Source organism: Zestomonas insulae (assembly GCF_016901015.1).
In the GTDB taxonomy this organism is placed as follows: Bacteria; Pseudomonadota; Gammaproteobacteria; order Pseudomonadales; family Pseudomonadaceae; genus Aquipseudomonas; species Aquipseudomonas insulae.
Genome location: NZ_JAFEUP010000003.1, coordinates 43557 through 69995, shown reverse-complemented (window position 1 = coordinate 69995; position 26439 = coordinate 43557). Strand labels below are relative to the sequence as shown.

Below are 26439 nucleotides of genomic sequence, written 5' to 3'. Positions count from 1 at the left end.
AGTCAGTTCGACATGCCGCATTTGTCCCGCCACACCGCCCCGGCCCTGGCGCTCGCGCTGCTCTTCGGCGGTCTGCCGCTGGCCCACGCCGCGCAACCGGCGAGCGCCGCGCCCGCGCCTGCCGTCGCCAAGGACAAGGCACCCCTGCCGCTGGACGAGCTGCGCACCTTCGCCGAGGTCCTCGACCGGGTGAAGGCCGCCTACGTCGAACCGCTCGACGACAAGACCCTGCTGGAAAACGCCATCAAGGGCATGCTCAGCAACCTCGATCCGCACTCCGCCTACCTCGAGCCGGAGGACTTCCAGGAGCTGCAGGAAAGCACCAGCGGCGAATTCGGCGGCCTGGGCATCGAAGTCGGCATCGAAGACGGCTTCGTCAAAGTGGTTTCGCCGATCGACGACACCCCGGCGTCGAAGGCCGGCATCCAGCCCGGCGACCTGATCATCAAGATCGACGGCCAGCCGACCAAGGGCATGTCGATGATGGATGCGGTAGACAAGATGCGCGGCAAGGCCGGGCAGAAGATCCAGCTGACCATCGTCCGCGACGGCGGCAAGCCGTTCGACCTCGACCTGACCCGCGCGGTGATCAAGGTCAAGAGCGTGAAGAGCCAGCTGCTGGAGAACGGCTACGGCTACCTGCGCATCACCCAGTTCCAGGTCGCCACCGGCGAGGAAGTCGGCAAGGCGCTGGCCAAGCTGAAGAAGGACAACGGCGGCAAGCGCCTGCAGGGCCTGGTCCTCGACTTGCGCAACAACCCCGGCGGCGTGCTGCAGGCCGCGGTGGAAGTCGCCGACCACTTCCTGACCAAGGGCCTGATCGTCTACACCAAGGGCCGCATCGCCAACTCCGAGCTGCGTTTCTCCGCCGACCCGGCCGACGCCAGCGAACACGTGCCGCTGGTAGTGCTGATCAACGGCGGCAGCGCCTCGGCCTCGGAGATCGTCGCCGGCGCCCTGCAGGACCAGAAACGCGGCATCCTCATGGGTACCGACAGCTTCGGCAAAGGCTCGGTGCAGACCGTGCTGCCGCTGAGCAACGATCGCGCACTGAAGCTGACCACTGCGCTGTACTACACGCCCAACGGCCGCTCGATCCAGGCCCAGGGCATCGTCCCGGACGTCGAAGTGGCGCGCGCCAAGATCACCCGCGAGCAGGACGGCGAGATCTACAAGGAAGCCGACCTGGCCGGCCACCTCGGTAATGGCAACGGCGGTGCGGACAAGCCGAGCAGCAAGAAGAGCAAGGCCGAGCCACGCCCGCAGGACGACGACTACCAGCTTGGCCAGGCGCTCAACCTGCTCAAGGGCCTGAACGTCACGCGCAACAACTGAACGGCAGACCGCCCATAAAAAACCGGACCTCAGGTCCGGTTTTTTATGGGCGGTCTACTGGCCGAAGCGCTGCAGCCCCCTCAGCGCACCACGATGCCGCGACTGGCCAGATAGGCCTTGGCCTCAGGCACGGTGTACTCGCCGAAGTGGAAGATGCTTGCCGCCAGCACCGCCGCGGCCTTGCCTTCGAGGATGCCGGCGGCCAGGTGTTCGAGGTTGCCGACGCCGCCCGAGGCGATCACCGGAATGCCCACCGCTTCGCTGATCGCCCGCGTCACGCCGAGGTCGTAGCCGCGCTTCACGCCGTCCTGATCCATGCTGGTCAGGAGGATTTCCCCGGCACCGAGGTCTTCCATCTTCTTCGCCCACAGCACCGCATCGAGGCCGGTCGGCTTGCGTCCGCCGTGGGTGAAGATTTCCCAGCGCGGCGTCTCGCCCGGACCCGACACCTGTTTGGCGTCGATGGCGACGACGATGCACTGCGAACCGAAACGATCGGCCGCCTCGCCGACGAACTCCGGGGTGAACACCGCCGCGGTGTTGATCGACACCTTGTCGGCGCCGGCATTCAGCAGGTTGCGGATGTCCTGCACGGTGCGCACGCCGCCACCCACGGTGAGCGGAATGAACACCTGACTGGCCATGCGCTCGACGGTGTGCAGCGTGGTGTCGCGGCCGTCGACGCTGGCGGTGATGTCCAGGAAGGTAATCTCGTCGGCGCCCTGCTCGTCATAGCGGCGGGCGATCTCCACCGGGTCGCCGGCGTCGCGGATGTTCTCGAACTTGACGCCCTTGACCACGCGACCGTTGTCGACGTCGAGGCAGGGAATGATGCGTTTAGCCAGTGCCATGACTCTGTTCCCGTAGGATGGGTTAAGCGCAGCGACAGCCATCGTCGCGCCAACGAGTGACTCCGATCGGTGGGTTACACCGCTGCGCGGCTAACCCACCCCACGTTGGTTCAGCCCTTGTAGCTGTCGCACAGCGCCTGGGCTTCGGCGACGTCCAGGGTACCTTCGTAGATCGCCCGGCCGGTGATCGCGCCGATGATCCCCGGCGCGCGCGCGTCGAGCAGGGTCTGGATGTCGCCGAGGTTGTGGATGCCGCCGGAGGCGATCACCGGAATCTTCGTCGCCTTGGCCAGCGCCGCGGTGGCTTCGACGTTGCAGCCCTGCATCATGCCGTCCTTGGCGATGTCGGTGTAGACGATCGCGGAAACACCATCGGCCTCGAAACGCTTGGCCAGGTCGATGACCTGCACCGAGCTGACTTCCGCCCAGCCATCGGTGGCGACGAAACCATCCTTGGCATCCAGGCCGACGATCACCTTGCCGGGGAAAGCGCGGCAGGCTTCGCCGACGAACTCCGGCTGCTTGACCGCCTTGGTGCCGATGATCACGTAGCTGACCCCGGCGCGCACGTAGTGCTCGATGGTCTCCAGCGAACGGATGCCGCCGCCGATCTGGATCGGCAGGTTCGGGTAGCGCTTGGCGATCGCGGTGACCACCTCGCCATTGACCGGTTGGCCCTCGAAGGCGCCATTGAGGTCGACCAGGTGCAGGCGGCGGCAACCGCCGTCGACCCACTTGGCGGCCATCGCCACCGGGTCGTCGGAGAACACCGTGGCATCGTCCATCAGGCCTTGGCGCAGACGCACGCAGGCGCCGTCTTTGAGATCGATTGCGGGGATGATCAGCATCGGTAGAACCTGTTCAAGTCGTGGATACGGGATCGGGCTCAGCTCTTCTCGAGTGCCCACAAGTCGCTTTCGATGCTCTGGAACCTGTCAGCCAGGTGGGCCTGCACATCGGCAATCGCCTTGTTGTAAAAGAGTGGCGCCACTTCGCGAGTGAACAGCTCGAGCACTTCCTGCACCTCGAAGGTGCCCAGCTGCAGCTCGAAGCGCTCCTCGAGAAACGCCTTGAGGCTCTGCAGCGCGGCCTGCTCCTGTGCGCTGTCCAGCGTCAGCGACGCCGGCTTCTTGGCCCGGCTCATTTACCAGCGGCCATCCCAGCCGGCGAAGTTCTGCAGCAGCTGCAGGCCATGGGTATGGCTCTTCTCCGGGTGGAATTGCACGGCGAAGCGCGAACCCTCGGCGAGCGCCGCAGCGAAATCCTTGCCGTAGTGGCCGCGTCCGGCGACCTGGGCCGGCTGGCCGGCCTCGATGTAGTAGCTGTGCACGAAGTAGAAGCGCGCCCGATCGGGAATGTTGTGCCACAACGGGTGATCGAGGCTTTGCTCGACCTCGTTCCAGCCCATGTGCGGCACCTTCAGCGCCTCGCCGTCCTCGACCAGGTCCTTGCCGAAGAAGCGCACCTGGCCGGGGAACAGGCCGATGCAATCGACCCCGCCGTTCTCCTCGCTGCGCTCGAGCAGCGCCTGCATGCCCACACAGATGCCGAGGAACGGCCGGTCCTGGCTGACTTCGCGGACCAGGCTGTCGAAGCCCAGGCGACGAATCTCCGCCATGCAGTCGCGGATCGCGCCAACCCCGGGGAACACCACGCGGTCAGCCTCGCGAATCACCTGCGCATCGCTGGTGATCTGCACCCGGCCCGCGCCGACGTGCTCCAGCGCCTTGGCCACCGAGTGCAGATTGCCCATGCCATAGTCGATGACGGCGACGCTCTGCATCAGAGAATGCCCTTGGTCGACGGCATCTGCCCGGCCATGCGCGGGTCCAGCTCGACGGCCATGCGCAGCGCGCGGCCGAAGGCCTTGAACACCGTCTCGATCTGGTGGTGGGTGTTGCTGCCGCGCAGGTTGTCGATGTGCAGGCTGACCAGGGCGTGGTTGACAAAGCCCTGGAAGAATTCCTGGAACAGGTCGACATCGAAGCCACCGACCACCGCGCGGGTGAACGGCACGTGCATCTGCAGGCCGGGACGCCCGGAGAAGTCGATCACCACGCGCGACAGCGCCTCGTCGAGCGGCACATAGGAATGGCCGTAACGGGTCATGCCCTTCTTGTCGCCGATCGCCTTGGTGAAGGCCTGGCCGAGGGTGATGCCGACATCTTCGACGGTGTGGTGGTCGTCGATATGCAGATCGCCCTTGCACTCGATGTCGAGGTCGATCAGGCCATGGCGGGCGATCTGGTCGAGCATGTGCTCGAGGAACGGCACGCCGATATCGAAACGGGCCTTGCCAGTGCCATCCAGGTTGATCGAAACCTTGATCTGGGTTTCCAGGGTGTTGCGTTCGACGGACGCCGTACGTTCGGCCATCACCAGCTCCACAAAGTGCTCACGGAAAAGGCCGCCATTATAGGCTGGCACGGCTGCACGCGGCTACCGACGGCGCTCGCCGGCGTTTACACTCGTCGCCCCCTGCCCGCCCCGGAGCCCACCATGCCCGTGATCGTCGAACGTCTCAGCCAGCCCAGCGACCAGGACCGGGCCGACCTGGCGAAGATCTACGCCGACGCCCCGGACTGGCTGCTCGCCCCCTACGCCGACGCCGCCGCCCTGATCGCCGCCGCGCTCGCCGAGGGCAGTCTGCTGGCCGGACGTTTCAACGACCGCCTGCTCGGCGCCGCGCTGCTTGCGCCGATGACCGGACACTGGCAGCTGTCGCACCTCTGCGTGCGTCGGGTGACCCGCGGTCGCGGGGTCGGCCGGCGCCTGCTCGACGAAGCGCAGCGCCTGGCCCAGGACGCCGGCCAGGCACTACACCTGGCCGCGCCCGCCGGCCACCTGGAAAGCCAGGCACTGGCCGCGCGGAGCCATCTGCCGCTGGACGTCTACTGAGGCGCAGCGGGTGAACCGGCGCGCGCTTTCGCCATCCAACTCCTGACCACTTCCGCGCGGAGCCGCCATTCAAGCGGCGCAGCACGGCGCGCGCCGCGTCATCACGTGCCGGCGATGCGCCAGCGTTATACTCCGCCTCTTAGCCAGCGATAACACAAGGACTCGTCCATGAAATCCATCGGCAAAATCCTGGGCCTGATCTTCCTCGGACTGTTGCTGATCGTGGTGGCCCTGGGCTTCGCCCTGACCCACCTGTTCGATCCCAATGACTACAAGGACGAGATCCGCCAGCTCGCGCGCGACAAGGCCAATCTCGAGCTGACGCTCAACGGCGACATCGGCTGGAGCCTGTTCCCCTGGCTCGGCCTGGAGCTGCACCAGGCCACGGTGGCCAACGTGATCAGCCCCGACCAGCCGTTTGCCGACCTGGACATGCTCGGCCTGTCGGTGCGCGTGCTGCCGCTGCTGCGCAAGGAAGTGCAGATGAGCGATATCCGCGTCGAAGGCCTGAAGCTCAGCCTCAGCCGCGACAAGCAGGGTCACGGTAACTGGGAAGACATCGGCCGCCCGGCCAAGCCCGCCGCCGACGCCGAACCGCCAGCCGCCAGCGCGCCGCCAAGCGCCGCGCCGAGCGAGGAACCGAGCACCCCGGCACAACCGCTGAAACTGGATATCGACAGCCTGATCGTCAACAACGCGCGGATCGACTACCAGGACGCGCGCAGCGGCCAGCAATTCAGCGCCGAGAGCATCCAGCTGACCACCGGCGCGATCCGCGAAGGCATCAACATTCCGGTCAAGCTGACCGCCTTCCTCGGCACCAACCAGCCGCTGATGCGCGCCAAGACCGAACTGCAGGGCGAGCTGCGCTTCGACCGCGCGCTCAAGCGCTACCAGTTCGAGGACATGCGCTTGTCCGGCGAGGCCTCCGGCCAACCGCTGGAAGGCAAGACCGCGACCTTCGCCGCCCAGGGCCAGCTGCTGCTCGACCAGGCCGCGCAGATCGCCGAATGGAACGGCCTCAAGCTGTCGGTCAACCAGTTGCGCGCGCTCGGCGAGCTCAACCTGCGCGAGCTGGACAAGGCGCCCAAGCTGACTGGCGCGCTGTCCATCGCCGAATTCGACCTGCGTGCCTTCCTCGAGGGGCTCGGCCAGAAACTGCCGGAGATGGCGGACGCCAATACGCTGAAGAAGGTCGAGCTGGTCGGTCGCCTGAACGGCACGACGAACAGCCTGGCGCTCGACGAGCTCAACCTGAAGCTGGATGACAGCCACTTCAGCGGCCGCCTGGCCGTCGCCGATTTCGCCAAACAGGCGCTGCGCGTGCAGTTCAAGGGCGATCACCTCGACCTCGACCGCTACCTGCCGGCCAAGGCGGCGAAAGCCGCCGACGCCGCCAGCGCAACGCGCCAGGCCGAGGTCAAGACCACCGTCGCCGCGGCCACCACCAGCGGCACCAGCGAACTGCCCTCGGCACCCACCCAGCAGGCCTGGAGCGACGCGCCGCTGCTGCCTGCCGACCGCCTGCGGCGCCTCGACCTGCAGCTCGACCTGGCGCTCGCCCAGCTGGTCATCGACAAGCTGCCGATCGACAACGCCAGCCTCAAGGCCGCCGGCCAGGACGGCCTGCTGAACCTGCAGGAACTGCGCGGCGACCTGTACGGCGGCAACTTCGACGCCAAGGCCAGCCTCGACGTGCGCCAGCCAGTGCCGCTGCTCACCGCGCAGAAGCGCATCAGCGGCGTGCCGGTAGAGAAGCTGATCGAGAGCCAGGGGCAGAAGACCCCGGTCACCGGGCGCCTCGACCTGAATAGCGACATCCGCACCAGCGGCAACAGCCAGAAGGCCTGGATCGACGGCCTCAACGGCACCGCCAGCTTCGCCCTGCGCGACGGCGTGCTGCTCAAGGCCAACCTCGAGCAGCAGCTCTGCCAGGGCATCGCCACGCTCAACCGCAAGGCGCTCGGCGAAGGCACGCGCGGCCGCGACACGCCGTTCGAGGAGCTGCAGGGCAACCTCAACTTCACCAACGGCGTGGCCAGCAACCCCGACCTGCGTGCGCGCATCCCTGGATTGGCAGTCAAGGGCAACGGCGACCTCGACCTGCGCGTGCTGGGCATGGACTACCGACTCGGCGTGGTCATCGAAGGCGACAAGAGCGAGATGCCCGACCCGGCCTGCCAGGTCAACTCACGCTACGTCGGCCTAGAGTGGCCGGTGCGCTGCCGCGGCCCGCTGGAACTCGGCGCCAAGGCCTGCCGCCTGGACCGCGACGGCCTCGGCAAGATCGCCGCCAAGTTGGCCGGCGACAAGCTCAACGAGAAGCTAGAGGAGAAGCTCGGCGACAAGGTCAGCCCCGAGCTGAAGGACGCCCTCAAGGGCCTGTTCAAGCGATGAACGCCGAGCAGTTTTCCAGCGCGGTGCTGGCCTGGTACGACGCCCACGGGCGCAAGGACCTGCCCTGGCAACAGGGCATCAGCCCGTACCGCGTGTGGGTCTCGGAGATCATGCTGCAGCAGACCCAAGTGAGCACCGTGCTCGGCTACTTCGACCGCTTCATGGCCGCGCTGCCCAGCGTCCAGGCGCTGGCCGCCGCGCCCGAAGACGAGGTGCTGCACCTGTGGACCGGACTCGGCTACTACACCCGCGCGCGCAACCTGCAGAAGGCAGCGGAGATCGTCGTGCGCGAGTACGGCGGCGAGTTCCCGCGCTCGATCGAACAGCTCACCGCACTGCCCGGCATCGGCCGCTCCACCGCCGGCGCCATCGCCAGCCTGAGCATGGGCGTGCGCGCGCCGATCCTCGACGGCAACGTCAAGCGCGTGCTGGCCCGCTACGGCGCCCAGCCCGGCTACCCGGGCGAACTCAAGGTCGCCGCCAAGCTCTGGGCGCTGGCCGACCAGCTGACCCCGCACGCACGGGTCAACCACTACACCCAGGCGATGATGGACCTCGGCGCCACGCTTTGTACCCGCAGCAAACCGAGCTGCCTGCTCTGCCCGGTGCGCGCCGGCTGCCGCGCGCATCTGCTTGGCCGCGAGAGCGCCTTCCCGGAACCCAAGCCGCGCAAGGCTCTACCGCAAAAACGCACGCTGATGCCGCTGCTGGCCAACCGCGACGGCGCGATCCTGCTCTACCGGCGCCCCTCCAGCGGCCTGTGGGGCGGGCTGTGGAGCCTGCCGGAGCTGGACGACCTCAGCGCGCTCGACCCGCTGGCCAGCCACCACGCCCTCAGCCTTGGCGAGCGCCGTGCGCTGCCCGCTCTGACTCACACCTTCAGCCATTTCCAGCTGGACATCGAACCCTGGTTGATCCACGTCGACAGCGCCGCCCACGCCGTGGCCGAGGCCGACTGGCTCTGGTATAACCTCGCCACCCCGCCGCGCCTGGGCCTCGCCGCTCCGGTGAAGAAGTTGCTGAAGCGCGCGGCCGCCGAACTGAATGCAGGAGAGTCGTCATGACCCGCACCGTCCATTGCCGCAAATTCAACGAAGACCTGCCCGGCCTCGACCGCCCGCCGTACCCGGGCGCCAAGGGCGAGGACATCTTCAACAACGTGTCGAAGAAGGCCTGGGACGAGTGGCAGGCGCACCAGACCATGCTGATCAACGAACGTCGCCTGAACATGATGAATGCCGAGGATCGCAAGTTCCTCCAGCAGGAGATGGACAAGTTCCTGTCCGGCGAGGAATACGCCCAGGCCGACGGCTATGTGCCGCCGAGCAATTGAGCGGAATCACGTAAGCGCCCGTTATCGCTAAAAATTTTTCCAACTCGCGCTTGACAGGCAAAAGCCAAATCCGTCTAATAGCGCCCCGTTGCCCAGGTAGCTCAGTCGGTAGAGCAGGGGATTGAAAATCCCCGTGTCGGCGGTTCGATTCCGTCCCTGGGCACCACCTTCAGCTTTCAGGTGGTGCTAGCGTCACCGGAAAGCCCTCAAGAAACCCGCCCAGTGCGGGTTTTTTGTTGCCTGCGATTTAGCTCGCCAGCCACTCGCCTCTCTCTACTCACACGACTGCCCCGGCTCGGCCAATTTCCCCTGCTATTTTCATAGCGTGGGCCCGCACATTTGCGGCGCGACCCGCGATGAGGCTTTTCAATGGGGATCATGGAGTTTCTGCGTTGGCCGTGTGTCCTCGTCTCGACAATCCTGTGCGCGACCGACTGCCGCGCAATCACAGGAGCGATCTCATGAATACCGTCGCGCACATCCTCGCCGCCAAAGCGAGCCGCCACGTCCACACCATCGGCCCGGAAGACACCGTGCTCACCGCGCTGCAGGTCATGGCCGAGAACAACGTCGGCGCCCTGCCGGTGATCGACGGCGATCAGCTGCTCGGCATCGTCAGCGAACGCGACTACGCGCGGCGAATCATCCTGCAAGGCCGCTCCTCAGTGGGCACCCCGGTCAAGGCGATCATGAGTGCGCCGGTGGTCACCGTGGAGCCGCGCCAGGATCTACGCGCCTGCATGGAGCTGATGACTGAGCGCAAGCTGCGCCACCTGCCAGTGGTGGATGGCGGACGCCTGATCGGCCTGCTGTCGATCGGTGACCTGGTCAAAGAGGTGATCGCCGAGAAGGACGGCCTGATCAACCAGCTCGAGCAGTACATTCGCGGCGAGTAGGCCAGGCTCACGCCGGGCGCCCAAATCGCGTGCGCCCGCGCCCACTGACAGTGGCTTGCGCGGCTCCGCGACGCCACAAAAATCGCCGCTACTTTCGCGCAAATCGCGGCGTTTCTTCTGCTAGCATGCGCGCCCCCAAAACCCTGCCAAGCCGACGATCTTGTCTCGGCGCGACAACCGCCTTCAGCGATGCGACAAGCGTTGTGCTGCGGCCCGTTGCGCCGCGGTCACGCGCTTGGCTGGCATTCCGACGCTATGCTAGCTTGGCGCCACGCCAGGATGGCCAGCCCCGCCGGAGTGCATCCGCACAAGAAGTACAAGAGGAATCCTTATGGCCGATGCGACGCCTGCGCTGGAAATCCGCAACCTGCACAAACGCTACGGCGACCTCGAGGTCCTCAAGGGCATTTCCCTGACCGCGCGCGACGGTGACGTGATCTCCATCCTCGGCTCCTCCGGCTCCGGCAAATCGACCTTCCTGCGCTGCATCAACCTGCTGGAAAACCCGCACCAGGGACAGATTCTGGTCGCCGGCGAAGAACTCAAGCTGAAGGCCGGCCGCCACGGCGAACTGGTCGCCGCCGACGGCAAGCAGATCAATCGCCTGCGCAGCGAGATCGGCTTCGTCTTCCAGAATTTCAATCTGTGGCCGCACATGACGGTGCTCGACAACATCATCGAAGCGCCGCGCCGCGTGCTCAAGCAGAGCAAGGCCGAAGCCACCGAGGTGGCGGAAGCGCTGCTGGCCAAGGTCGGTATCGCCGACAAGCGCCACGCCTATCCCAACCAGCTTTCCGGGGGTCAGCAACAGCGCGCCGCGATCGCCCGCACCCTGGCCATGCAGCCGAAAGTGATCCTCTTCGATGAGCCGACTTCGGCGCTCGATCCGGAAATGGTACAGGAAGTGCTTAATGTGATCCGCGCGCTCGCCGAGGAAGGTCGCACTATGCTGCTAGTGACCCATGAAATGGGTTTCGCCCGCCAGGTTTCCACCGAAGTGGTGTTCCTGCATCAGGGCCTGGTAGAGGAGCAAGGATCGCCCGAGAAAGTGTTCGACCACCCCAACTCGGCGCGCTGTAAACAGTTCATGTCCAGCAATCACTAACGGAGCAACATCGCATGATGAACTATAAGAAGATTCTGCTGGCCGCTGCCGCCACCCTGGCGTTCGGTTCCGGCGCATTTGCCGCGGACAAACTCAAGATTGGTACCGAAGGCGCCTACCCGCCCTTCAACCTGATTGACGCCAGCGGCCAGGTGGTCGGCTTCGACGTCGAGATCGCCAAGGCCCTGTGCGCCAAGATGAAAGTCGAGTGCGACGTGGTGACCTCCGACTGGGACGGCATTATCCCGGCCCTCAACGCCAAGAAATTCGACATCCTCGCGGCGTCCATGTCGATCACCGAAGAACGCAAGCAGGCGGTCGACTTCACCGACCCCTACTACACCAACAAGCTGCAGTTCATCGCACCGAAAAGCACCGCGCTGAAGACCGACAAAGCCGGTCTAAAAGGCAAGGTGATCGGCGCCCAGCGCGCGACCATCGCCGGCACCTGGCTGGAAGACAACATGGACGACGTGGTCGACATCAAGCTCTACGACACTCAGGAAAACGCTTACCTCGACCTCGCCTCGGGCCGCCTCGACGGCGTGCTGGGCGACAAGTTCGTCAACTGGGAATGGCTGAAGAGCGATGCCGGCAAGGACTTCGAGTTCAAAGGTGAGCCGGTGTTCGACAACGACAAGATCGCCATCGCCGTGCGCAAGGGTGATGACGCGCTGCGCGAGAAGCTGAACGCGGCGCTGAAGGAAATCGTTGCCGACGGCACCTACAAGAAGATCAACGACAAGTACTTCCCGTTCAGCATCTATTGATCTGCTCCGCGGGCGCCGTCACCTGACGGCGCCCTGCGTCAGTCCTGGCTTCTCATGATTTTTGACCTCTACGGATTCGGCCCAGCCCTGGCCGCCGGCGCGCTCATGACCATCAAACTGGCGCTGACCGCGCTGGCCCTAGGTCTGGTGCTCGGCCTGCTCGGCGCATTGGCCAAGACCTCGCCCTACAAGTCGCTGCAGTGGCTGGGTGACAGCTATTCGACCATCGTCCGCGGCGTCCCCGAGCTGCTCTGGGTGCTGCTGATCTATTTCGGCACGGTCAACGCCATGCACGCCATCGGCGCCTGGCTCGGCCGTCCAGACCTGGAGCTCGGCCCGTTCGCTGCGGGCAGCATCGCCCTGGGCCTGTGCTTCGGGTCCTACGCCACTGAAGTATTCCGCGGCGCGATCCTCGCCATCCCGCGCGGCCACCGCGAAGCCGGCCTGGCCCTCGGCCTGTCCAAGGCGCGGATTCTCTGGAGCCTGATCCTGCCGCAGATGTGGCGGATCGCCCTGCCCGGCCTGGGCAACCTGTTCATGATCCTGATGAAGGACACCGCACTGGTCTCGGTGGTCGGCCTCGGCGAGATCATGCGCAGCGCGCAGATCGCCGTGTCGGTGACCAAGAAACCCTTCACCTTCTTCCTGGTCGCGGCGCTGATCTATCTGAGCCTGACCATCGTCGCAATGATCGGCATGTACTTCCTGGAAAAACGCGCCGCCCGCGGCTTCGTGAGGAGCTCGCGATGAACTGGGAAGTGATCTTCAAATGGCTGCCGCGCTTCTTTGAAGGCGCCGGCCTGACCCTCGAACTGGTCGCCATCGCGGTGGTCGCCGGACTGATCCTCGCCCTGCCGATGGGCATCGCCCGCGCCTCGCAGAGTTGGTACGTGCGCGCCCTGCCATATGGCTACATCTTCTTCTTCCGCGGCACACCGCTGCTGGTGCAGCTGTTCCTCGTCTATTACGGCGCCGCGCAGTTCGAGGTGATCCGTCACGGCCCGCTGTGGCCCTACCTGCGCGATCCGTACTGGTGCGCGATTCTGACCATGACCCTGCACACTGCGGCCTACATCGCCGAGATCCTCCGCGGTGCGATCCAGGCGGTGCCGCCGGGTGAGATCGAGGCGGCGCGCGCGCTGGGCATGTCGCGCTGGCAGACCATGACCTACATCGTCCTGCCGCGCGCCGCGCGCATCGGCCTGCCGGCCTACAGCAACGAAGTAATCCTGATGCTCAAGGCCAGCGCCCTGGCCAGCACCATCACCCTGCTCGAGCTGACCGGCATGGCGCGGACAATGAACGCGCGCACCTACCTGTCGGTCGAGGGCTTCTTCACCGCCGGGGTGTTCTACCTGGTGATCGCCTTCGTCCTGGTTCGCGCCTTCAAGCTGCTCGAACGCTGGCTGCGGGTCGACGCCACCCAGGGTCGCTGAGTGTCGCCCCGCTCCGGCCCGGAGCGGGGTGCGTCAGGCGCATCGCGCGCTAGAATGCCGACCTCGGCCACCACGACCACCCGCGCATGATCCTCACCGGCCCCGACCTGCTCGCCCGCTTCCAGGCGCTGGACGAGTTCCTCGACCGCCACCAGGCCCTCTGGCGCCCGCGGCCGTTCCAGCATCGCCAGTTGGCCTGGGAACTCGAGCACCCTGAACTGGCCGACTGGCTGCGCCAACGCTCGCTGGAACAGGCCGAGGTGGCGCACAACCATCCCGAGCAGCTGAATGCACCGGCACCCTTTCCCGCCCTGGCCCGCGAAGCACAGGCGCTGAGCGCACTCGACGCGCTGCCCGAGCAAGCGCGCGCTACGCCGCCAGCGCGTTTCGCCAGCGACGTGCCGGGCCGCAAGTGGCAGCAGATCGATGCATTCGCCCGTCATCTGAGCTTTCAGCAGACTCCCCAGCACTGGCTCGACTGGTGTGCTGGCAAGGGCCACCTCGGCCACTTGCTGAGCTGGCAAGGCGGCGAGCTGACTTGCCTGGAGCACGATGCGGCGCTGGTCAGCAGCGGGGCACAACTCAGCCAACGCCGCGGCCTCATCGCGCACCATCAACGGCAGGACGTGCTCGCCGCCGACGCCGCCGACTGCGTGAGCGCCGCGCACACCCCGGTGGCCTTACACGCTTGCGGCGACCTGCATGTGCGCCTGCTGCAACTGGCCAGCGCCGCTGGCTGCACACAACTGGCGATCGCACCGTGCTGCTACAACCGCACCGCCAGCGCTGACTACCAAGCGCTGTCCACTGCCGCGCAAGGCTCGGCACTGCGCCTGTCGCGCGACGACCTCAGCCTGCCGCTAAGCGAAACGGTCACCGCCGGCGCCCGCGTACGCCGGCAGCGTGACCAGTCGATGGCCTGGCGCCTGGCCTTCGACCTGCTGCAACGCCAGCTGCGCGGCGTCAATGAGTACTTACCGACGCCATCGCTGCCGAGTGGCTGGCTGCACAAGGACTTCCCCGGCTATTGCAACGACCTCGCCGCGCTCAAGGGCCTGTCAGCACCCGGCGCTCAGGACTGGGTCGCACTGGAAAGCGCCGGCTGGGCGCGGCTTGCCGAGGTGCGCAATCTGGAGCTGCTACGCGGGCTGTTCCGCCGCCCGCTGGAACTGTGGCTGCTGCTCGATCGAGCGCTGTATTTGCAGGAGCACGGCTACCAGGTGCGCCTGGGAACCTTCTGCCCCAGCGAACTGACGCCACGCAACCTGCTGCTGCTCGCCGAACGCTGAAGTTGCCCACCGATTCTGTGGATAACTTTGTGGGCAGTTTCTGGGCAAATCGCGGAGAAGCAGGCGGAGCAAGCATTCCGCTGACTTGGCGAATTTTCGTCCAGATCAAAAAAGCAAATAAAAACAGTGCGTTGCGAATTTTCGGGAACTACCGCACAGATAATGAGCACGATCGTACTAAGCGCCTCACTCTTGTGCATAAGCCGCGCATAAGCACGTCTTTACTCGGCCCAATGAATCGCTATAATGGCCGCCCTCAAAGGCCGGTATAGCTCAGCTGGTAGAGCAACTGACTTGTAATCAGTAGGTCCCGGGTTCGATTCCTGGTGCCGGCACCATACAAATCAAAGGGTTACGTGAAAGCGTAGCCCTTTTTTGTTGCCAAAAATTGGGCCGGGGTAGGATTGGGGTAGGGTTTTGCCATCCGCACCTTTCTTGGATAGAAAATATTCGCGCCACAAGCCCTAGCACTCGCCGCTGAAAATCACCCCTAACCCCGTTCTTGCAGAAAGCCCTACGCCCCTTGGCGGCGAAAACTGCCTGCAACCAGCTGCTTGAAGTCCACTAATAGTGAAAGGCCCTGTTCGCCCATTCGCTACAACGTGGACCTTGAAGAACCGCTGGCGCTGAATAGATTAAAGGGGACGGGTCGGCAGACCTCGACTTGAGAAACATTCTCGCTATAGCGCCTATGTGCCGGGTCGCTTCGGCGAGGCCTGTTTCTGGAGTTAAGGCCTGCCCCGCCTGCCGCCATCGCCCCTGCTTGGTAACGCGTGATGGTGGTCTCTTAGTCTCTTATCAACTCAAGAGGTCACCCCCGTGCATCAGACCGCCCCTACCCCGAAGCATGCCAGCTTCACTCCCCTGCACAACAACGAGCTCAGCTGCCTTCTTGGCTTTCGCAGCAACGCTGCAGCCACTGAGCTGTATGACGAGGCCCGACTGCGCCATGACGCTGTTGCCGGCGTACTGCATGCCTTGTCCGGCGCAGCGGACCTGAATACGCTGGAAAACCATCTGCTCCAGGACTGCATCCTGGCAATGCGCCTACTGTGCTCCGACGCTGCCGCCCTGTACTCCGCCGCGTGGAAAAAACAGCAAGCAGGGCACCCCAGTCATCAACAGTCTTAGCCGTCCTTGCGCTCGAGCTCAGACTCGAAGCGCTGCACGAAATCGACGAGATTGATATTCAGCGCATGGCATATATCACGAAGCTGCACGAGATCGAGCCGCCGCAGGCCACGCTCGATATCACTCGCGAAGGACTGGGGCCGTTGCAGCACCTCAGCAAACTGCGCCTGAGTTAATCCTGCCTCGACCCTGCACTGCTTCAGCAGCCTGAGCAGGGCCAGGTTCTCATCTCGATAAACCGACTTCTCCACGAGGAGCCCCTCAAACCTTGACTGCTCGCAAAGGTAAATCTAATATCCAGATATCTGTTTTACAGATATTCAGATTTAAAGCAGCTCACTCCTGCCTTAATGGGCAAGCTGAGCGCACACTGCGCATAGGGGCCCTGCCATGTTCGAAACCTATCCAATTGCTCAACTACCCGAACCGCCAGGATTCCAATCGGAGACCACTCGCTGGGCATACGTTGCTCAATCCCGTAATGACGAGTGGTTCTATGTAACCCATGAGTATCTTCAGGCAGGAGATCCCGAGCACCCCTGCCGTCAGCAATTTCTGATACCGGAAGTGCCCTACTTGATGGGGCTCATCCACTCGGGCACCCCCGAAGCCAGGATCGTATCCATCCAGTTGGTATCGCCGCCGTGGCTAAATGGCCAAGGGGATTGGCAAATGGAGCAACTGGTGCAGCTATGTGTGGTGCCCAGTTCAATGGTGAATCGCTACATCTATGTAGTCGAAGGACGCGAGGCTTACCTTAACGGCTGCACATCCGAAGACCTCAACACGGCCCAAATACTCTGGAGCCGAGGAGACGGCGAACGTGACACCTGAGCTAGATACCGCCCTGGCCTCCCGCCACTCTAAGATCTATCCATCCCACTACATCGACGGCCGCTTCGGCTTCGAATGCATGGATGGCTGGGCTGACCTATTGGATGCCGCTGCCGGGCTGGTCCAACAGCACGTAGATGCAATTGGCGCCGATCAGGTCTTCGCGCGGCAAGTGAAAGAGAAATTCGGCAGCCTACGAATTTACACATGGAACGCAGATGAGCGCTCCGTTGCGATATTCGACCTCATCGAAGGTCTGTCTGCCTCAATCTGCGAAGAATGCGGGCATCCCGGAACGATCAAAGAACACAATGGCTGGCTCCGTTGTCGCTGCCCAGCACACCACATGTCAGAGGTAGTTCACATCGGGCGCCCACTCCCCACAGAGCAGTCAGCATCGACTCTGATGGAACTGCTTAATGTCGCGCTCAAATTCTTCGATTACAACGTCCTGCCCTGCCTAAGGTGGTTTACACAGCCAGCAATTGCTTTTGGGTCGACCACGCCCGCAAGCCTTATCCATTCCGATGAAGGACGGACACGAACTCTCCGCCTACTCCAACAACTGGAGTTCGGCGTCCTACCTTAGAACAGACCGTGGAAATAGTGATGAGTCCCACCAATCACAGGCCTGATAAATGACACCAATCCGTGTGGTAATTGAAGATTGGGATGGCGATGGAGCCATCCGGATTCCAGATGAGGTCCTTCAGGAGATGGGGATAGATGTTGGTAACAGCGTCTACCTCGTGGAGGAGTTTGTAGGCACAACTCGCTGCGTTGTGTTGAGTAAAACACCACGTGTCCCCGATCGAGCTGACGAGTTAGTAGAGCACTTCAACTCCACTAGAGAGCCGCCAATAGCTTAAGTGCCTGCTGAGCGTTCACTTTTGACCGGTTAGCGCATGGCACTGGCTGGCCATCTTTGTCCTCCCTCTATGGAGGAGAAGCCATGCACATTGCCAGCTGCGGCCATCAACCTTGGAGCAGAGGAAAATTGGTCGGGCGGGAAACCCCGCTCCGATGTAAAAATATCAACACCCGGGTTGGGCCGGAAGCGGACGCTCGTGATCGGGAGCAAGATACCTACGCCTTCGACTACGCGACCGCATGTGCACAAGCTGTGCGCGTACCCACCCAGGAGCGAATGCTAATGACAACCCTCTATGATTCTCATGCCCCTAAACGCGCAGCCAAACTCCGGGTGAATGGTGATCTGCTCACCAAGGCCACAGAGCTCGGCATTAACCTTTCGACGAAATTGGAGCAGGCTCTGGCCGAGGCTCTTAGGACGGAACACCGCAGGAGATGGCTGGCGGAGAATCGGACAGCCATAAGTGCCTACAACCAACACGTACAAGACAATGGGGTCTTTAGCGACGACCTACGGCGTTTCTGATGCGCTGCCCGTAACGAAGACACCGCTCAGCTTGATGCTCCAAACGTCTACGTTTACGGACGTACAGTCACAACAGGGAGCGAATCACAAAGGTCGCGCCATCGCTGAAAAGCTCGCCTCGATCAATGTCCACTTGGGTGAGGCAGATCCTCCTGTAACGGCTGCGTCTTTCTTACTCCGACCTCATCTGCCGGCGCAGAAGCAGCGGGGCTTGGTCTGGTCGGCGCCCCCAAGAATCGTGCTCGACCTACCGCCCCCTTTAACTGCCGCAACGGTTCTGAAAGCTGCCGCCCAATCGTCGCAGCGTGGAAATGGACATCGCTGCAATGTTGCAGCTGCCCACCCTGCCAACGATCGAAGCCCGGCAAAGGGAACGACACCCCACCAATGTGAGCCTGCACCGTGGCCTGAAGACCTCCCTGAACTTGCTCAGCCAAACGCGCCATAACCGACGGACTCTCACAGCCGAAATTTACGTGCAGATAAACTTCAGTCACTCCACCGGCGGTGAAGCGGATGGTCGGCACCATCCCCTGACGCCGCAGCTGCTCAAAGTCTGCCTCGGTCACACCAGCCAGGTGCAGCCAACTGTCCTGGGACGAGAGCGACAGCTGCACATTACAACCCTGACTATTGAGCACCTGCAGATTCGGCCAGTTCGCGGACAGCTGATCACTACGGATCAGCTCACCCAGCAGCGCCTCTCCGGGAACGCCGAAGTCGATACGCCAATGAGCAAATTGACGCTCCAACGCCCACAACATATCGATAGCAGCCCGCCACGCCATGTTGTTCACAACGGATCGCACACCATGGCGCATCAAGGCCGCTTCTCCGAGGCGCGTCGCACGGCTCAGGTACGGCGTGCGATGCACTTCAGGTGTCAGGCCTGATCCGTCTTGGCCGTCATGAGCAAGCTCTTGAGATCCGTCATCAAGGCACGCATCTCTTCCATCTCGGTTCGGGCTTGCTGGATCTCGTTGCGCATCAGCAGGCGCATTTCCTTGAGGAGCACCTGGTTCTCCAGCGCGAGTGATGTCATCGCCTGGAGCAACGGGTACATCACCTCTGCTAACTCCTCGCTGGTCGACACTTTCGCCTGACGCATCGTGTCCAGCTTCGTCGCCAGCGCCAGTGCCATCTCTTCCGTTCGGCTCTCCACTTCTTGCCGGGTCATCGCCTCGGCTGTTTTCAGCTTGCTCATTCATCCACCAACCTAATCTCAATTTATCTGCGTCTGTCGGCTCATAGCCCACGGTCGAAATGTTCCGCAGAGCCAACTCGTACCACAGCCGTCGGCGAAACGACTCATCCCCCTTGACCACCATGCGTTTCGCACCGCGCAGCCGGGCTCGCTCAGCAATGGCTTCATATACGGCTGGGTGGGACGACGACGCCAAAAACACTTTGGGTGATTCGACAAAGGCAGTCCGTGTTGGCCGGCTGCGCCAGACCCAATCGATACGTCGCTCGTCCCGTGGCTTCGCAACAAAACGGGAAAGCCTGGGCAGCACCTCTAAGGCGGGGTCCGGCAGCACACCAGGATCTGACTCGATATGTACCTCTCCGCTCTCAACCGGTTGCTCTACCGCAAATGGCCGGAGTAGATGCAGGTGCTGCGAGGCGGCAAAGTTCAGCTGCTTTGCAAGCGCGTTCCACGAGTAGCCCTTTCCCAGATCACTGCCTTTCATCGGCAGCCTATCCCCGTACTGGAAGGAGATCCCTGAGACTCGGCCTGTACTCGCAATACGGGGAATGGGGGTCACGCCTGCCTCAAGCAAGCGCTGCCAGAACACTGGGAATGACGGCCGTCCAGCCAGCGCTGCATCCACCAGTCGCTGAAGCAGCATTCGGTCAGAAGGCTGTCCGGTACGGATGCTCCGATTAAGCTCATTTGCCGTAGGCAATTTCCTCCGTGCCGGCTCACCACCAGGTCGGCCAACCGACACCCGATACAGGCCGTGCTTTATTTCCAGCCGCGCAGCGGCAGCTTCCCACAACCGAAAATCCATTCGGGGATTCCAGATCCGCCCACCACGCTCTACAACAGAGAAGACAATGTGCACGTGCAGGTGAGCTTTATCGCCATGCACAACATAGAGGACCTGTCGCTCGCCCGAAGCGACCTCGGCCATCGCCTCTTTCGCCAGCTCAACGGCTTGCTCGGCAGTGAGCCGATCCGCTGCATGCTCAGCGCTTCCCGGAAAAAAGCTCAGCACGGAGTGAACAAAATAATCCTCCGGTGGCTTTTTCCCGCAACGCTCTGTCGCTGTGAACGCCCACAATGCCGTGGTCCATTGCTTGGCATAGTTGAGTGGCGTCTCACCGGGCAACATCGGCAACGCATTGAGCGATTCGTGCCGCAGCACCCTCTCGTTTGACTTGCCCTTGCGCGACAGCAGATACCGAACCAGGTTGCGCAAATGCCGCTTCGATCGGTGTTTTCTGACTTTAAAAATCATCCAACAGCGCTCGCAAGGCACGTAACTCAACCGCAATGTCATGCAAAGAGGAATCGTCCACGAACACCCCCGTGTTCGCCCAATAAGCCAACTGGTTGAGGTTGTTGCCGATACGAGCGAGCTGATTGATCGACTCGGCATCCCAGACTGACCGAGGTGGCACGATTTCGCGGTCCAGAGCAGCACGGAGCAGCCAGTCGGTCACGCTGAGGCGTAGTTCACGGGCCCTAGCAGTGATGATTTTCTTGTCGGAGGGGGTAATTCGGAGGCTCAGCCTCGCCGTCTTCTGATTCATAAGGAGCACCTTGTTATTATTTTTATGTCAATGCTATTGACCTATTAATTAGGCCTTTTCTTTTTCAAGCGCAGCGCAGAAAAAGCGAGCCCGCGTTGGGCGGAACGAAGTGACGTACAACGCCTTTGCTCGCAAATTCGCGGTTCGATAAAAAGTATCGCACGGGGAAAAGCGCAAAAAACGGAGCCAAGGAAACTTGGTCGTTTCAGGCGGAAACTCGGTAATTTCCGGCCAAATCACCGACGAACGGCGTAATCACTCACTACGAGTGTGTTTCTAAGTTCGGCCGTCAATTTCCAACCTTGGGTACCCAAACTCCCAATTCGGCCGTGCATTTCCGATTGCGGACCAGCGAGACCGACCTGCGCCAGGCACATCCGAAGCAGGCTGGCGCTTACCGCATTTGGGCAGCGGCATCCTCAATTGGACGGATATCATGCGGCAGCAGCAACACCATTTTGCGCATTCGCCAGAAGTAGAGATCAAGCGCTGAGGGCGAACTACTGCTTGCGAGCAATACATTCGTTCTTTTTTGGCAGAACAATTAGCCAAAACTTCTACTAGAAATATGTCCCTGCTCTGGGTGGGGCAATTTATCTAGTCGCTACTTTTAGAAGCCGCATTGCCAGCCTTCACGCTCGAGACGCCGAACAGCACCAGTGCCAGTCCAATTAGCTGATAGATGGAAACGGTTTCGCCAAGCACAAGCCAGGCTGCAAACACGGTGAGCACAGGTCCTAGGTTTCCCACGGCTGCGGCGTGGGTCGTTCCCATTCGCTGAATGGCAAGCGCCATCCAATAGATCGGCAAGACCGTTGAGCAGAGCGCCATCAGCGCAGCAAAGACCCATACCAGGCTAGGCAAGCTAGCGAGTTGCATTGGCTGGCCCGTTACAAGGTAGTGGATAAGTACCATGACGGACGACGCAGCCCCAGCCAATCCAGCAAGGCGCATGGAGCCCAGCTGCCGCAGCATGACCCCTGCTCCGAAGTAGTACATCGCAAAAGTGACGGCGCTAGCCAGCACCCAAGCAGAGCCTTTGATCAGGTCAGCACTGCTGCCGGGGCGTGCATATCGTGCAGGAAAGCAATTCCCAATCCCGAGTAGCAGCAGATCATTGCGAACAGGGTACGCCGAGACGGTCGCTCACGGACAACGACTGCCTGAAGCAGCAGAACCATTGTTGGGTAGGTAAACAAGATCAGCCTCTCCAGTCCCGCACTGATGTTTTCTAGCCCATAGAAGTCAAAGAGGCTCGAGAGGTAGTAGCCGAGTAAGCCGAGCAGCAGCACTCGCATGCCTTGGGGAAAGGTTAGCGGCGAGTTGCGGTCCGCACTCAACCAGATCAGCCAGAGGAAAAGTGGCAGTGCTATGCCCATGCGCAAGGCAAGCAGCGTAATGGCGTCCACGGGACCTGCCGCATAGGCAAGCTTGACGAAGATTGCTTTAAGACTGAAGCCGGCAGCGGCGAGCACCGCGAACAAGCGACCGCCACGGACGCCGCTCTGATAAAGCACAAGCAAAGCTTTCATGGCGCTCCGGGTATGCATAGAGCTCCCGGGCGGCCCCCATGCTTTCTCAATTTAGTACGCACATAATTTGGCGCCCAGTTCACTGGTGGAGAAAGCATCTGCTGCGTCTCACCTCACGAGGAGATCAAGCGGCACGCTAAAACGCCTAAGATTTAGGCATTCTGGCGTGATTGAGCTATGCCCCCTTCACCGTTTAAAAATTCTCTTTTCGGGCTTGCCATCCATGAGAATCTCGCTAATGTTGTGCGTACAAATATCGCGACTTTACATGCGATACGCACCCAAAACAAAAACAAAAAGACGAGAGCCTCCAGATGAAGATCATCTATCTATCCTTAAGCTTCGCCCTTCTACTCCTCGGCGGGTGCACAGACGCCTATACCTACAAACCCCAGCAAGACGTAGCGCTCACTAGCTACTGCCAAAAAACCGGAGACTGCTATCGCTACAGCCTCTCGTGGCAAGCCGTATTCCGCTAACGCATATCCCGATGGGTAGAAACGGACTCTTACCGTTTGGACCGATGCACCGGTGCGTGAATCCTGGACCATTCCAGAGCGGCTCAGCATGGATAACCACACCTGCCGGTGGACCTAACCCTTCTGTCCTCCGCCATCCAGTCGGCGGATCTCTGCAAGCAAGCTCCTCAACGCTTCACCCTCGAAACGAACCTCGAGAAGCTTTCCACCGCTTGCCCGGTGAGGATTGCGATACCCCACACTCAGTGTTTGCGCTGACTCATCAAACTCAAAGTGAGTCAGTTCCTGTATACGAGCAACCGTGAAAATCATTGAACTGCCTTTGATGCCTGATAATTAGCGGGGCAAACCCATCTGAGCGTCAGTTGGGGGAACGACGTACATTGATTGGAGCGACGCCGAGAGATCAGCTTCCTGAGCTCTCCACTGCTAGCTGATCAAGGCTACGTACGCAGCGACTCAGAAATCGCTCCACGCCGCTTGGTGTCCACGTCTGATGAGCATCCAACAGCTTCTCCCGGACGAAGGCGTATTGCCGCTGGGCCGCAGTAAGCGCGCTCGCAAGCTGCGGAGCTCCGGTTCGAAGCTTCGCGAATGATTCATTGATTTCGGCGTCCAGGCTTCGAATCCGCGCCTCAGAAATATCCAGGAAGTAACTCGGGAGCGCTCGAAACGTTCGCACTTGATAGACCTGCAGAGCTCTTCCGATATTCAGGCTCAGCTTGTGAAGTTCTCGAGTGGTCGGGTCAATATCCAACGCTTGCTGCTCGTACTTCGCAGATGCGTTTGCGTCCAACTGAAGCTGAAACTCCAACAGCTTTTCAAGGCCGTGGCCGGAGCGATTAACGCCCTGCTGCGGTTGCTCGTCCAAATCTTGGAGCTGCGCCGCCATTGATCCGACTAGCCGCTGTGCTTCCGGGGACCGCAGTTCTTTTGCCGCAACCAGCATGCTTTGCAGGTCCTGCTGGTAAGTGTCAACGCGGCCAGCGCCCGGAGCGCCTTCGAAGTCATTGAAATTTACTAGCGCAGCTGATGTAACGAGATAGCCCAAGCTCCGGAGCTGCTGCCACTGGCCCCAAGCCAGCTCTCCAGCCATAGCAGCAGTGTTAGACCAAAAACCGAAAAGCAACAGAATGGGAAGGCATCGCATGGAATTCAGTTTCCTCTGGGATCGAGCAGCAACTCGTGACTTACTCAGTTCGGAACTGCCTCACTAACACTTGCAGCTCACTCCCTAGTCGAGCCAAGTCCGCACTCGAATCAGAGACTCGCCGAGTTGCGTGCGCACCTTGATCCGCGATGCTGTACACACGCTCGACATTCTGACTAATTTCATCTGCGACCCGACTCTGCTCGGTGGCTGCATCTGCAATCTGCAGATTGAGCTCTTCAATGCTGCTGACGGCCTGTGTAATCAAACCTAGCGCCTGCTGCGCCTCCTCTCCGAAAGCAACAGCTTCCTGGCCCAGCTCTGCACTTCGCGTCATCCGCTGAACTGCAGAGGCTGACATGCTCTGAAGCTCCGCAACGAGCTGTTCAATTTCCGAGGTTGAGTGCTGAGTGCGCTGCGCCAGCCCACGAACTTCATCTGCCACCACTGCAAAGCCTCGCCCCTGCTCTCCGGCACGAGCGGCCTCAATAGCAGCGTTGAGCGCGAGCAGGTTGGTCTGTTCGGCAACGGCCTTGATTACATCCAGCACGCCACCAATGCGCTCGCTGCTCTGGTGCAGCTCTCGAATCGCTTGCCGCGAGCCATCCAGTTCGCGCGCTAGCAAACCGATCTGATTCGCACTTTGGCGCACAATACGTTCGCCGGCGCTGGCTTGTTGATTAGCCTGAACAGCAGCTTCGGAGGCTTGCTCAGCATGGCGCGAAACCGCTTGAGCCGAGCGAGCCATTTCCTGGGTTGAGGTAGCCGCTAGCTCTGACTCGCGTTGCTGCGCCAGAGCCCCCTCATTGCTTATGAGGCTCGCCTGCTGCAGTTCGCCAGCGGATAGATGAAGCTGTTCAACTCCCGCAGCGATTCGTTGTGCGAGGCCGCGGAGGTTGGAAGCCATTGCCCCCATTGCCTGCCCCAATCGACCCAACTCATCCCGACGATCAGGCATGACGGTCTGCCGGAGGTCTCCAGCAGCGATGACGCGGGCAACCTCCAAGGTTTGACGCAATGGGGGAAGAATTAGCTGACGAACCGCCCAGCCTGCCAGCGCCGCTAGGACCAAGATGACAATTGCGCTAATGCACAACAGCTGAATCACTGCGTGCGCGCGAGCTTCCATGCTCTTACGCTGTGCCGCTAGCGTATCGTTGGCCTGCTGCAGCACATGGTCCGCAAGCTGCCGCATAACTATTGAGCTGCGCTCGTTGGCTACCCGTCTATCGCTGTAGCGCTCAAATGCAGCACGATATGCGATGACCGCGTCCTCGGCTGCCTGAAGAACGTCCTGATGCTCTTCCTTCCCCGAGACTTTTAGACGCGCCACCTGCTCGGCGATTCCTTGGACAATGTCCCGCCACTCCAGTAGTCGCTTCTCCCCGCCGTCCTCAACGAAGGCAAACTCCAGCACACGAATCGCGAGCAACATACGCATAAGCCGAGAAGCGCTTTCTGCCTGCGTAAGCGTGGCAGGGTCCGCGGTGCTCTGATTGAGTTGGCTTTCGCGGAGGGAATCGAGCATATCCAACTCGACGAACTCGAACTGGATACGCGCCTCGTCCGCCTGCTTCTGCATCTCCTTCAGCGCCTGGCCGGCATCCTGCGAGCTGGCAGCGAAGTTCCGAAACTGATCAAGATACTGTTCGCTGCTTACTCGGATCTGCTCGAGGCGCTTCTTCGCTGCAGAATCACTACCTCGCAACAGCTCAGCGACACGCTTTCCAAGCTTTGAGATTGCATCTTCGACCCGTCGGGCATGGCCCTGGTCGGGACTTACCGCAAAATCGCGCTCCGCATTTCGGGCCTGCAACAACAGCAAGTTGATCTCGGCGATCGATTGCCCTTCCGAGCTATCAGAGAGGAGGGAGTTCGAAGATTGGAATGTGATGCCTATAGCCGCCAATGACAGCAGAGTCACAAGGCCAAATGCGACCAAGAGCTTTTGCCCGACAGGCATGTCATTTAATAGGGTACGAAGCAGCTGCGGCATATTCTTATCCTTATTTCGCTACGCAGGCATCCTGATGCACTCGGCATCAACTCACGGTTTCGTCAGAGTGCCGAACATCTACAACACGCCACAGGCGCTCCCTTCAGTGGGGCCATAACCATCGAAGGACAAAACGCTCTCTGACCACAACACGAAGACGGGCGTGCGTAGCGGGAGCGCCTGCTGGGGTACCGCGATTACCTAGTTGGCCAAGAGCTTCTGGATTAGCCCCCTACCCAGCGCAATCTCGTCCTCATTTACGAGATGCCCCATGCCCGGATAGACGACTAGGTGCACATCCGCTCCCATACGCTCGAAAACGGTGGCGCTCTCCTGGGTGCGGCCCAACGGCACCCACACGTCGTCGTCGCTATTAGCAAGAAGTACAGGTGTTCCAGCCAATGCCTTGGGCGTCAACCAAGACATACCCGCTGGCCCAATCAAACCACCGGTGTAGGCAATAAGCCCGCCCCAACGTGTTGGGTGCCGATGCACGTACTCGCAAGCCAGGCAGGCACCCTGCGAAAAGCCAAGCAGGATAATCCGAGACCGCGGAATCCCAATCGCTTCGAGCTGGGCTACCAGCGACTCGATGCGCTCCAAGGCAAAATCAAGGAATGGCTGGTTGTTGGCCAGCGGGGCCATGAACTTGTCCGGATACCAAGAGTTACCGGCAGCCTCTACCGCCACGTAAGGCAGATTGGGGAAATCCAGACGATCCGCAATCGCGAACATGTCCGCAGGAGATTGGGTGCGGCCATGAATGAGGATCGCCGCCGCCCCGACAGCCTCGGGCGCTGGGCCCAAGGTGTGGAGCGGCGGAAGCATATGAACATTTTCGCTCATCAGCT

General features: G+C 61.6%; 30 protein-coding genes, 2 tRNA genes and 1 pseudogene. 18 read left to right on the top strand and 15 right to left on the bottom strand.

Annotated features, from left to right (window positions below):
- Positions 1–12 precede the first annotated feature (12 nt).
- Complete coding sequence (locus JQX08_RS10220; RefSeq protein WP_205348277.1) at positions 13–1335, top strand: S41 family peptidase; 1323 nt, start codon at positions 13–15, stop codon at positions 1333–1335.
- Between the two features lie 80 nt (positions 1336–1415).
- Here JQX08_RS10220 and hisF read toward each other — a convergent pair whose 3' ends face one another.
- The 5 genes from hisF to hisB form a co-directional block, all read right to left on the bottom strand.
- Positions 1416–2186, bottom strand: coding sequence for an imidazole glycerol phosphate synthase subunit HisF (hisF, locus tag JQX08_RS10215; RefSeq protein WP_205348276.1), 771 nt, complete (start codon positions 2184–2186; stop codon positions 1416–1418).
- A gap of 110 nt (positions 2187–2296) precedes the next feature.
- Positions 2297–3034: a 1-(5-phosphoribosyl)-5-[(5-phosphoribosylamino)methylideneamino]imidazole-4-carboxamide isomerase gene (hisA, locus tag JQX08_RS10210; protein ID WP_205348275.1), complete on the bottom strand. Its 738-nt coding sequence runs from the start codon at positions 3032–3034 to the stop codon at positions 2297–2299.
- 38 nt (positions 3035–3072) lie between these two features.
- Positions 3073–3330, bottom strand: coding sequence for a DUF2164 domain-containing protein (locus tag JQX08_RS10205; protein ID WP_205348274.1), 258 nt, complete (start codon positions 3328–3330; stop codon positions 3073–3075).
- Positions 3331–3969: an imidazole glycerol phosphate synthase subunit HisH gene (gene hisH / locus JQX08_RS10200; protein ID WP_205348273.1), complete on the bottom strand. Its 639-nt coding sequence runs from the start codon at positions 3967–3969 to the stop codon at positions 3331–3333.
- On the bottom strand, positions 3969–4562 hold the full coding sequence (gene hisB, locus JQX08_RS10195; protein ID WP_205348272.1) for an imidazoleglycerol-phosphate dehydratase HisB: 594 nt from the start codon (positions 4560–4562) through the stop codon (positions 3969–3971). The genes hisH and hisB overlap by 1 nt, the downstream gene beginning before the upstream one ends.
- A 123-nt stretch (positions 4563–4685) precedes the next feature.
- Here hisB and JQX08_RS10190 point away from each other — a divergent pair, with 123 nt between their 5' ends.
- The 13 genes from JQX08_RS10190 to JQX08_RS10130 all read left to right on the top strand — a co-directional run bounded on the left by JQX08_RS10190 (position 4686) and on the right by JQX08_RS10130 (position 15441).
- Positions 4686–5084, top strand: a complete 399-nt coding sequence (locus JQX08_RS10190; protein ID WP_205348271.1) for an acetyl-CoA sensor PanZ family protein — start codon at positions 4686–4688, stop codon at positions 5082–5084.
- A 168-nt stretch (positions 5085–5252) separates the two neighbouring features.
- Positions 5253–7481, top strand: a complete 2229-nt coding sequence (locus tag JQX08_RS10185) for an AsmA family protein (RefSeq protein WP_205348270.1) — start codon at positions 5253–5255, stop codon at positions 7479–7481.
- The gene (mutY, locus tag JQX08_RS10180; protein ID WP_205348269.1) at positions 7478–8545 is read left to right on the top strand and encodes an A/G-specific adenine glycosylase; all 1068 of its coding nucleotides are present in this window, start codon (positions 7478–7480) and stop codon (positions 8543–8545) included. The genes JQX08_RS10185 and mutY overlap by 4 nt, the downstream gene beginning before the upstream one ends.
- Positions 8542–8814: an oxidative damage protection protein gene (locus tag JQX08_RS10175; protein WP_205348268.1), complete on the top strand. Its 273-nt coding sequence runs from the start codon at positions 8542–8544 to the stop codon at positions 8812–8814. Before mutY ends, JQX08_RS10175 begins: the two co-directional genes overlap by 4 nt.
- Before the next feature lie 90 nt (positions 8815–8904).
- Positions 8905–8980: transfer RNA gene (locus JQX08_RS10170), tRNA-Phe, on the top strand.
- A gap of 295 nt (positions 8981–9275) precedes the next feature.
- The gene (locus JQX08_RS10165) at positions 9276–9710 is read left to right on the top strand and encodes a CBS domain-containing protein (RefSeq protein WP_205348267.1); all 435 of its coding nucleotides are present in this window, start codon (positions 9276–9278) and stop codon (positions 9708–9710) included.
- Between the two features lie 331 nt (positions 9711–10041).
- The gene (locus JQX08_RS10160) at positions 10042–10815 is read left to right on the top strand and encodes an ABC transporter ATP-binding protein (protein WP_205348266.1); all 774 of its coding nucleotides are present in this window, start codon (positions 10042–10044) and stop codon (positions 10813–10815) included.
- 14 nt (positions 10816–10829) lie between these two features.
- Positions 10830–11585: an ABC transporter substrate-binding protein gene (locus JQX08_RS10155; RefSeq protein ID WP_205348265.1), complete on the top strand. Its 756-nt coding sequence runs from the start codon at positions 10830–10832 to the stop codon at positions 11583–11585.
- 54 nt (positions 11586–11639) lie between these two features.
- Positions 11640–12335 (top strand): ABC transporter permease, encoded by a 696-nt coding sequence (locus JQX08_RS10150; RefSeq protein ID WP_205348264.1) that lies wholly within the window; start codon positions 11640–11642, stop codon positions 12333–12335.
- Positions 12332–13021 (top strand): ABC transporter permease, encoded by a 690-nt coding sequence (locus tag JQX08_RS10145; RefSeq protein ID WP_205348263.1) that lies wholly within the window; start codon positions 12332–12334, stop codon positions 13019–13021. Before JQX08_RS10150 ends, JQX08_RS10145 begins: the two co-directional genes overlap by 4 nt.
- Before the next feature lie 86 nt (positions 13022–13107).
- Positions 13108–14310, top strand: coding sequence for a methyltransferase (locus JQX08_RS10140; protein WP_205348262.1), 1203 nt, complete (start codon positions 13108–13110; stop codon positions 14308–14310).
- A gap of 262 nt (positions 14311–14572) precedes the next feature.
- Positions 14573–14648: transfer RNA gene (locus JQX08_RS10135), tRNA-Thr, on the top strand.
- Between the two features lie 481 nt (positions 14649–15129).
- Positions 15130–15441 (top strand): hypothetical protein, encoded by a 312-nt coding sequence (locus tag JQX08_RS10130; protein WP_205348261.1) that lies wholly within the window; start codon positions 15130–15132, stop codon positions 15439–15441.
- On the opposite strand, the gene JQX08_RS10125 is transcribed toward JQX08_RS10130, so the two are convergent.
- Positions 15438–15692: a helix-turn-helix domain-containing protein gene (locus tag JQX08_RS10125; protein WP_205348260.1), complete on the bottom strand. Its 255-nt coding sequence runs from the start codon at positions 15690–15692 to the stop codon at positions 15438–15440. The two genes, JQX08_RS10130 and JQX08_RS10125, sit on opposite strands and share 4 nt — an antisense overlap.
- Positions 15693–15831: 139 nt before the next feature.
- On the opposite strand from JQX08_RS10125, the gene JQX08_RS10120 reads away from it, so the two are divergent.
- From JQX08_RS10120 to JQX08_RS22420, 4 genes are all read left to right on the top strand, one after another.
- Positions 15832–16275 (top strand): hypothetical protein, encoded by a 444-nt coding sequence (locus JQX08_RS10120; protein ID WP_205348259.1) that lies wholly within the window; start codon positions 15832–15834, stop codon positions 16273–16275.
- A complete protein-coding gene (locus JQX08_RS22425; RefSeq protein WP_205348258.1) occupies positions 16265–16864 on the top strand; it encodes an MbcA/ParS/Xre antitoxin family protein in 600 nt (199 codons plus the stop codon). The genes JQX08_RS10120 and JQX08_RS22425 overlap by 11 nt, the downstream gene beginning before the upstream one ends.
- Positions 16865–16913: 49 nt before the next feature.
- Positions 16914–17144: an AbrB/MazE/SpoVT family DNA-binding domain-containing protein gene (locus tag JQX08_RS22230; protein WP_239482128.1), complete on the top strand. Its 231-nt coding sequence runs from the start codon at positions 16914–16916 to the stop codon at positions 17142–17144.
- 83 nt (positions 17145–17227) lie between these two features.
- A complete protein-coding gene (locus tag JQX08_RS22420; protein ID WP_346727590.1) occupies positions 17228–17674 on the top strand; it encodes a type II toxin-antitoxin system CcdA family antitoxin in 447 nt (148 codons plus the stop codon).
- A 122-nt stretch (positions 17675–17796) separates the two neighbouring features.
- On the opposite strand, the gene JQX08_RS22225 is transcribed toward JQX08_RS22420, so the two are convergent.
- The 9 genes and pseudogenes from JQX08_RS22225 to JQX08_RS10080 all read right to left on the bottom strand — a co-directional run bounded on the left by JQX08_RS22225 (position 17797) and on the right by JQX08_RS10080 (position 26434).
- Positions 17797–18495, bottom strand: a complete 699-nt coding sequence (locus JQX08_RS22225; protein ID WP_239482127.1) for a hypothetical protein — start codon at positions 18493–18495, stop codon at positions 17797–17799.
- Between the two features lie 62 nt (positions 18496–18557).
- Complete coding sequence (locus JQX08_RS22220; RefSeq protein ID WP_239482126.1) at positions 18558–18878, bottom strand: hypothetical protein; 321 nt, start codon at positions 18876–18878, stop codon at positions 18558–18560.
- 811 nt (positions 18879–19689) lie between these two features.
- Positions 19690–20010, bottom strand: a pseudogene (locus tag JQX08_RS22445) (relaxase/mobilization nuclease domain-containing protein); the annotation flags it as partial.
- Positions 20011–20125: 115 nt separating this feature from the next.
- A complete protein-coding gene (locus JQX08_RS10100) occupies positions 20126–20431 on the bottom strand; it encodes a plasmid mobilization protein (protein WP_205348256.1) in 306 nt (101 codons plus the stop codon).
- 597 nt (positions 20432–21028) lie between these two features.
- Complete coding sequence (locus tag JQX08_RS22415) at positions 21029–21430, bottom strand: EamA family transporter (protein ID WP_346727596.1); 402 nt, start codon at positions 21428–21430, stop codon at positions 21029–21031.
- A 44-nt stretch (positions 21431–21474) separates the two neighbouring features.
- Positions 21475–21963, bottom strand: a complete 489-nt coding sequence (locus JQX08_RS22410; RefSeq protein WP_346727589.1) for a DMT family transporter — start codon at positions 21961–21963, stop codon at positions 21475–21477.
- Positions 21964–22848: 885 nt separating this feature from the next.
- Positions 22849–23493, bottom strand: coding sequence for a hypothetical protein (locus JQX08_RS10090; protein ID WP_205348255.1), 645 nt, complete (start codon positions 23491–23493; stop codon positions 22849–22851).
- Positions 23494–23632: 139 nt separating this feature from the next.
- Complete coding sequence (locus JQX08_RS10085; RefSeq protein WP_205348254.1) at positions 23633–25588, bottom strand: methyl-accepting chemotaxis protein; 1956 nt, start codon at positions 25586–25588, stop codon at positions 23633–23635.
- A 201-nt stretch (positions 25589–25789) separates the two neighbouring features.
- Positions 25790–26434, bottom strand: a complete 645-nt coding sequence (locus JQX08_RS10080; protein ID WP_205348253.1) for an alpha/beta hydrolase — start codon at positions 26432–26434, stop codon at positions 25790–25792.
- Between the last annotated feature and the right edge of the window lie 5 nt (positions 26435–26439).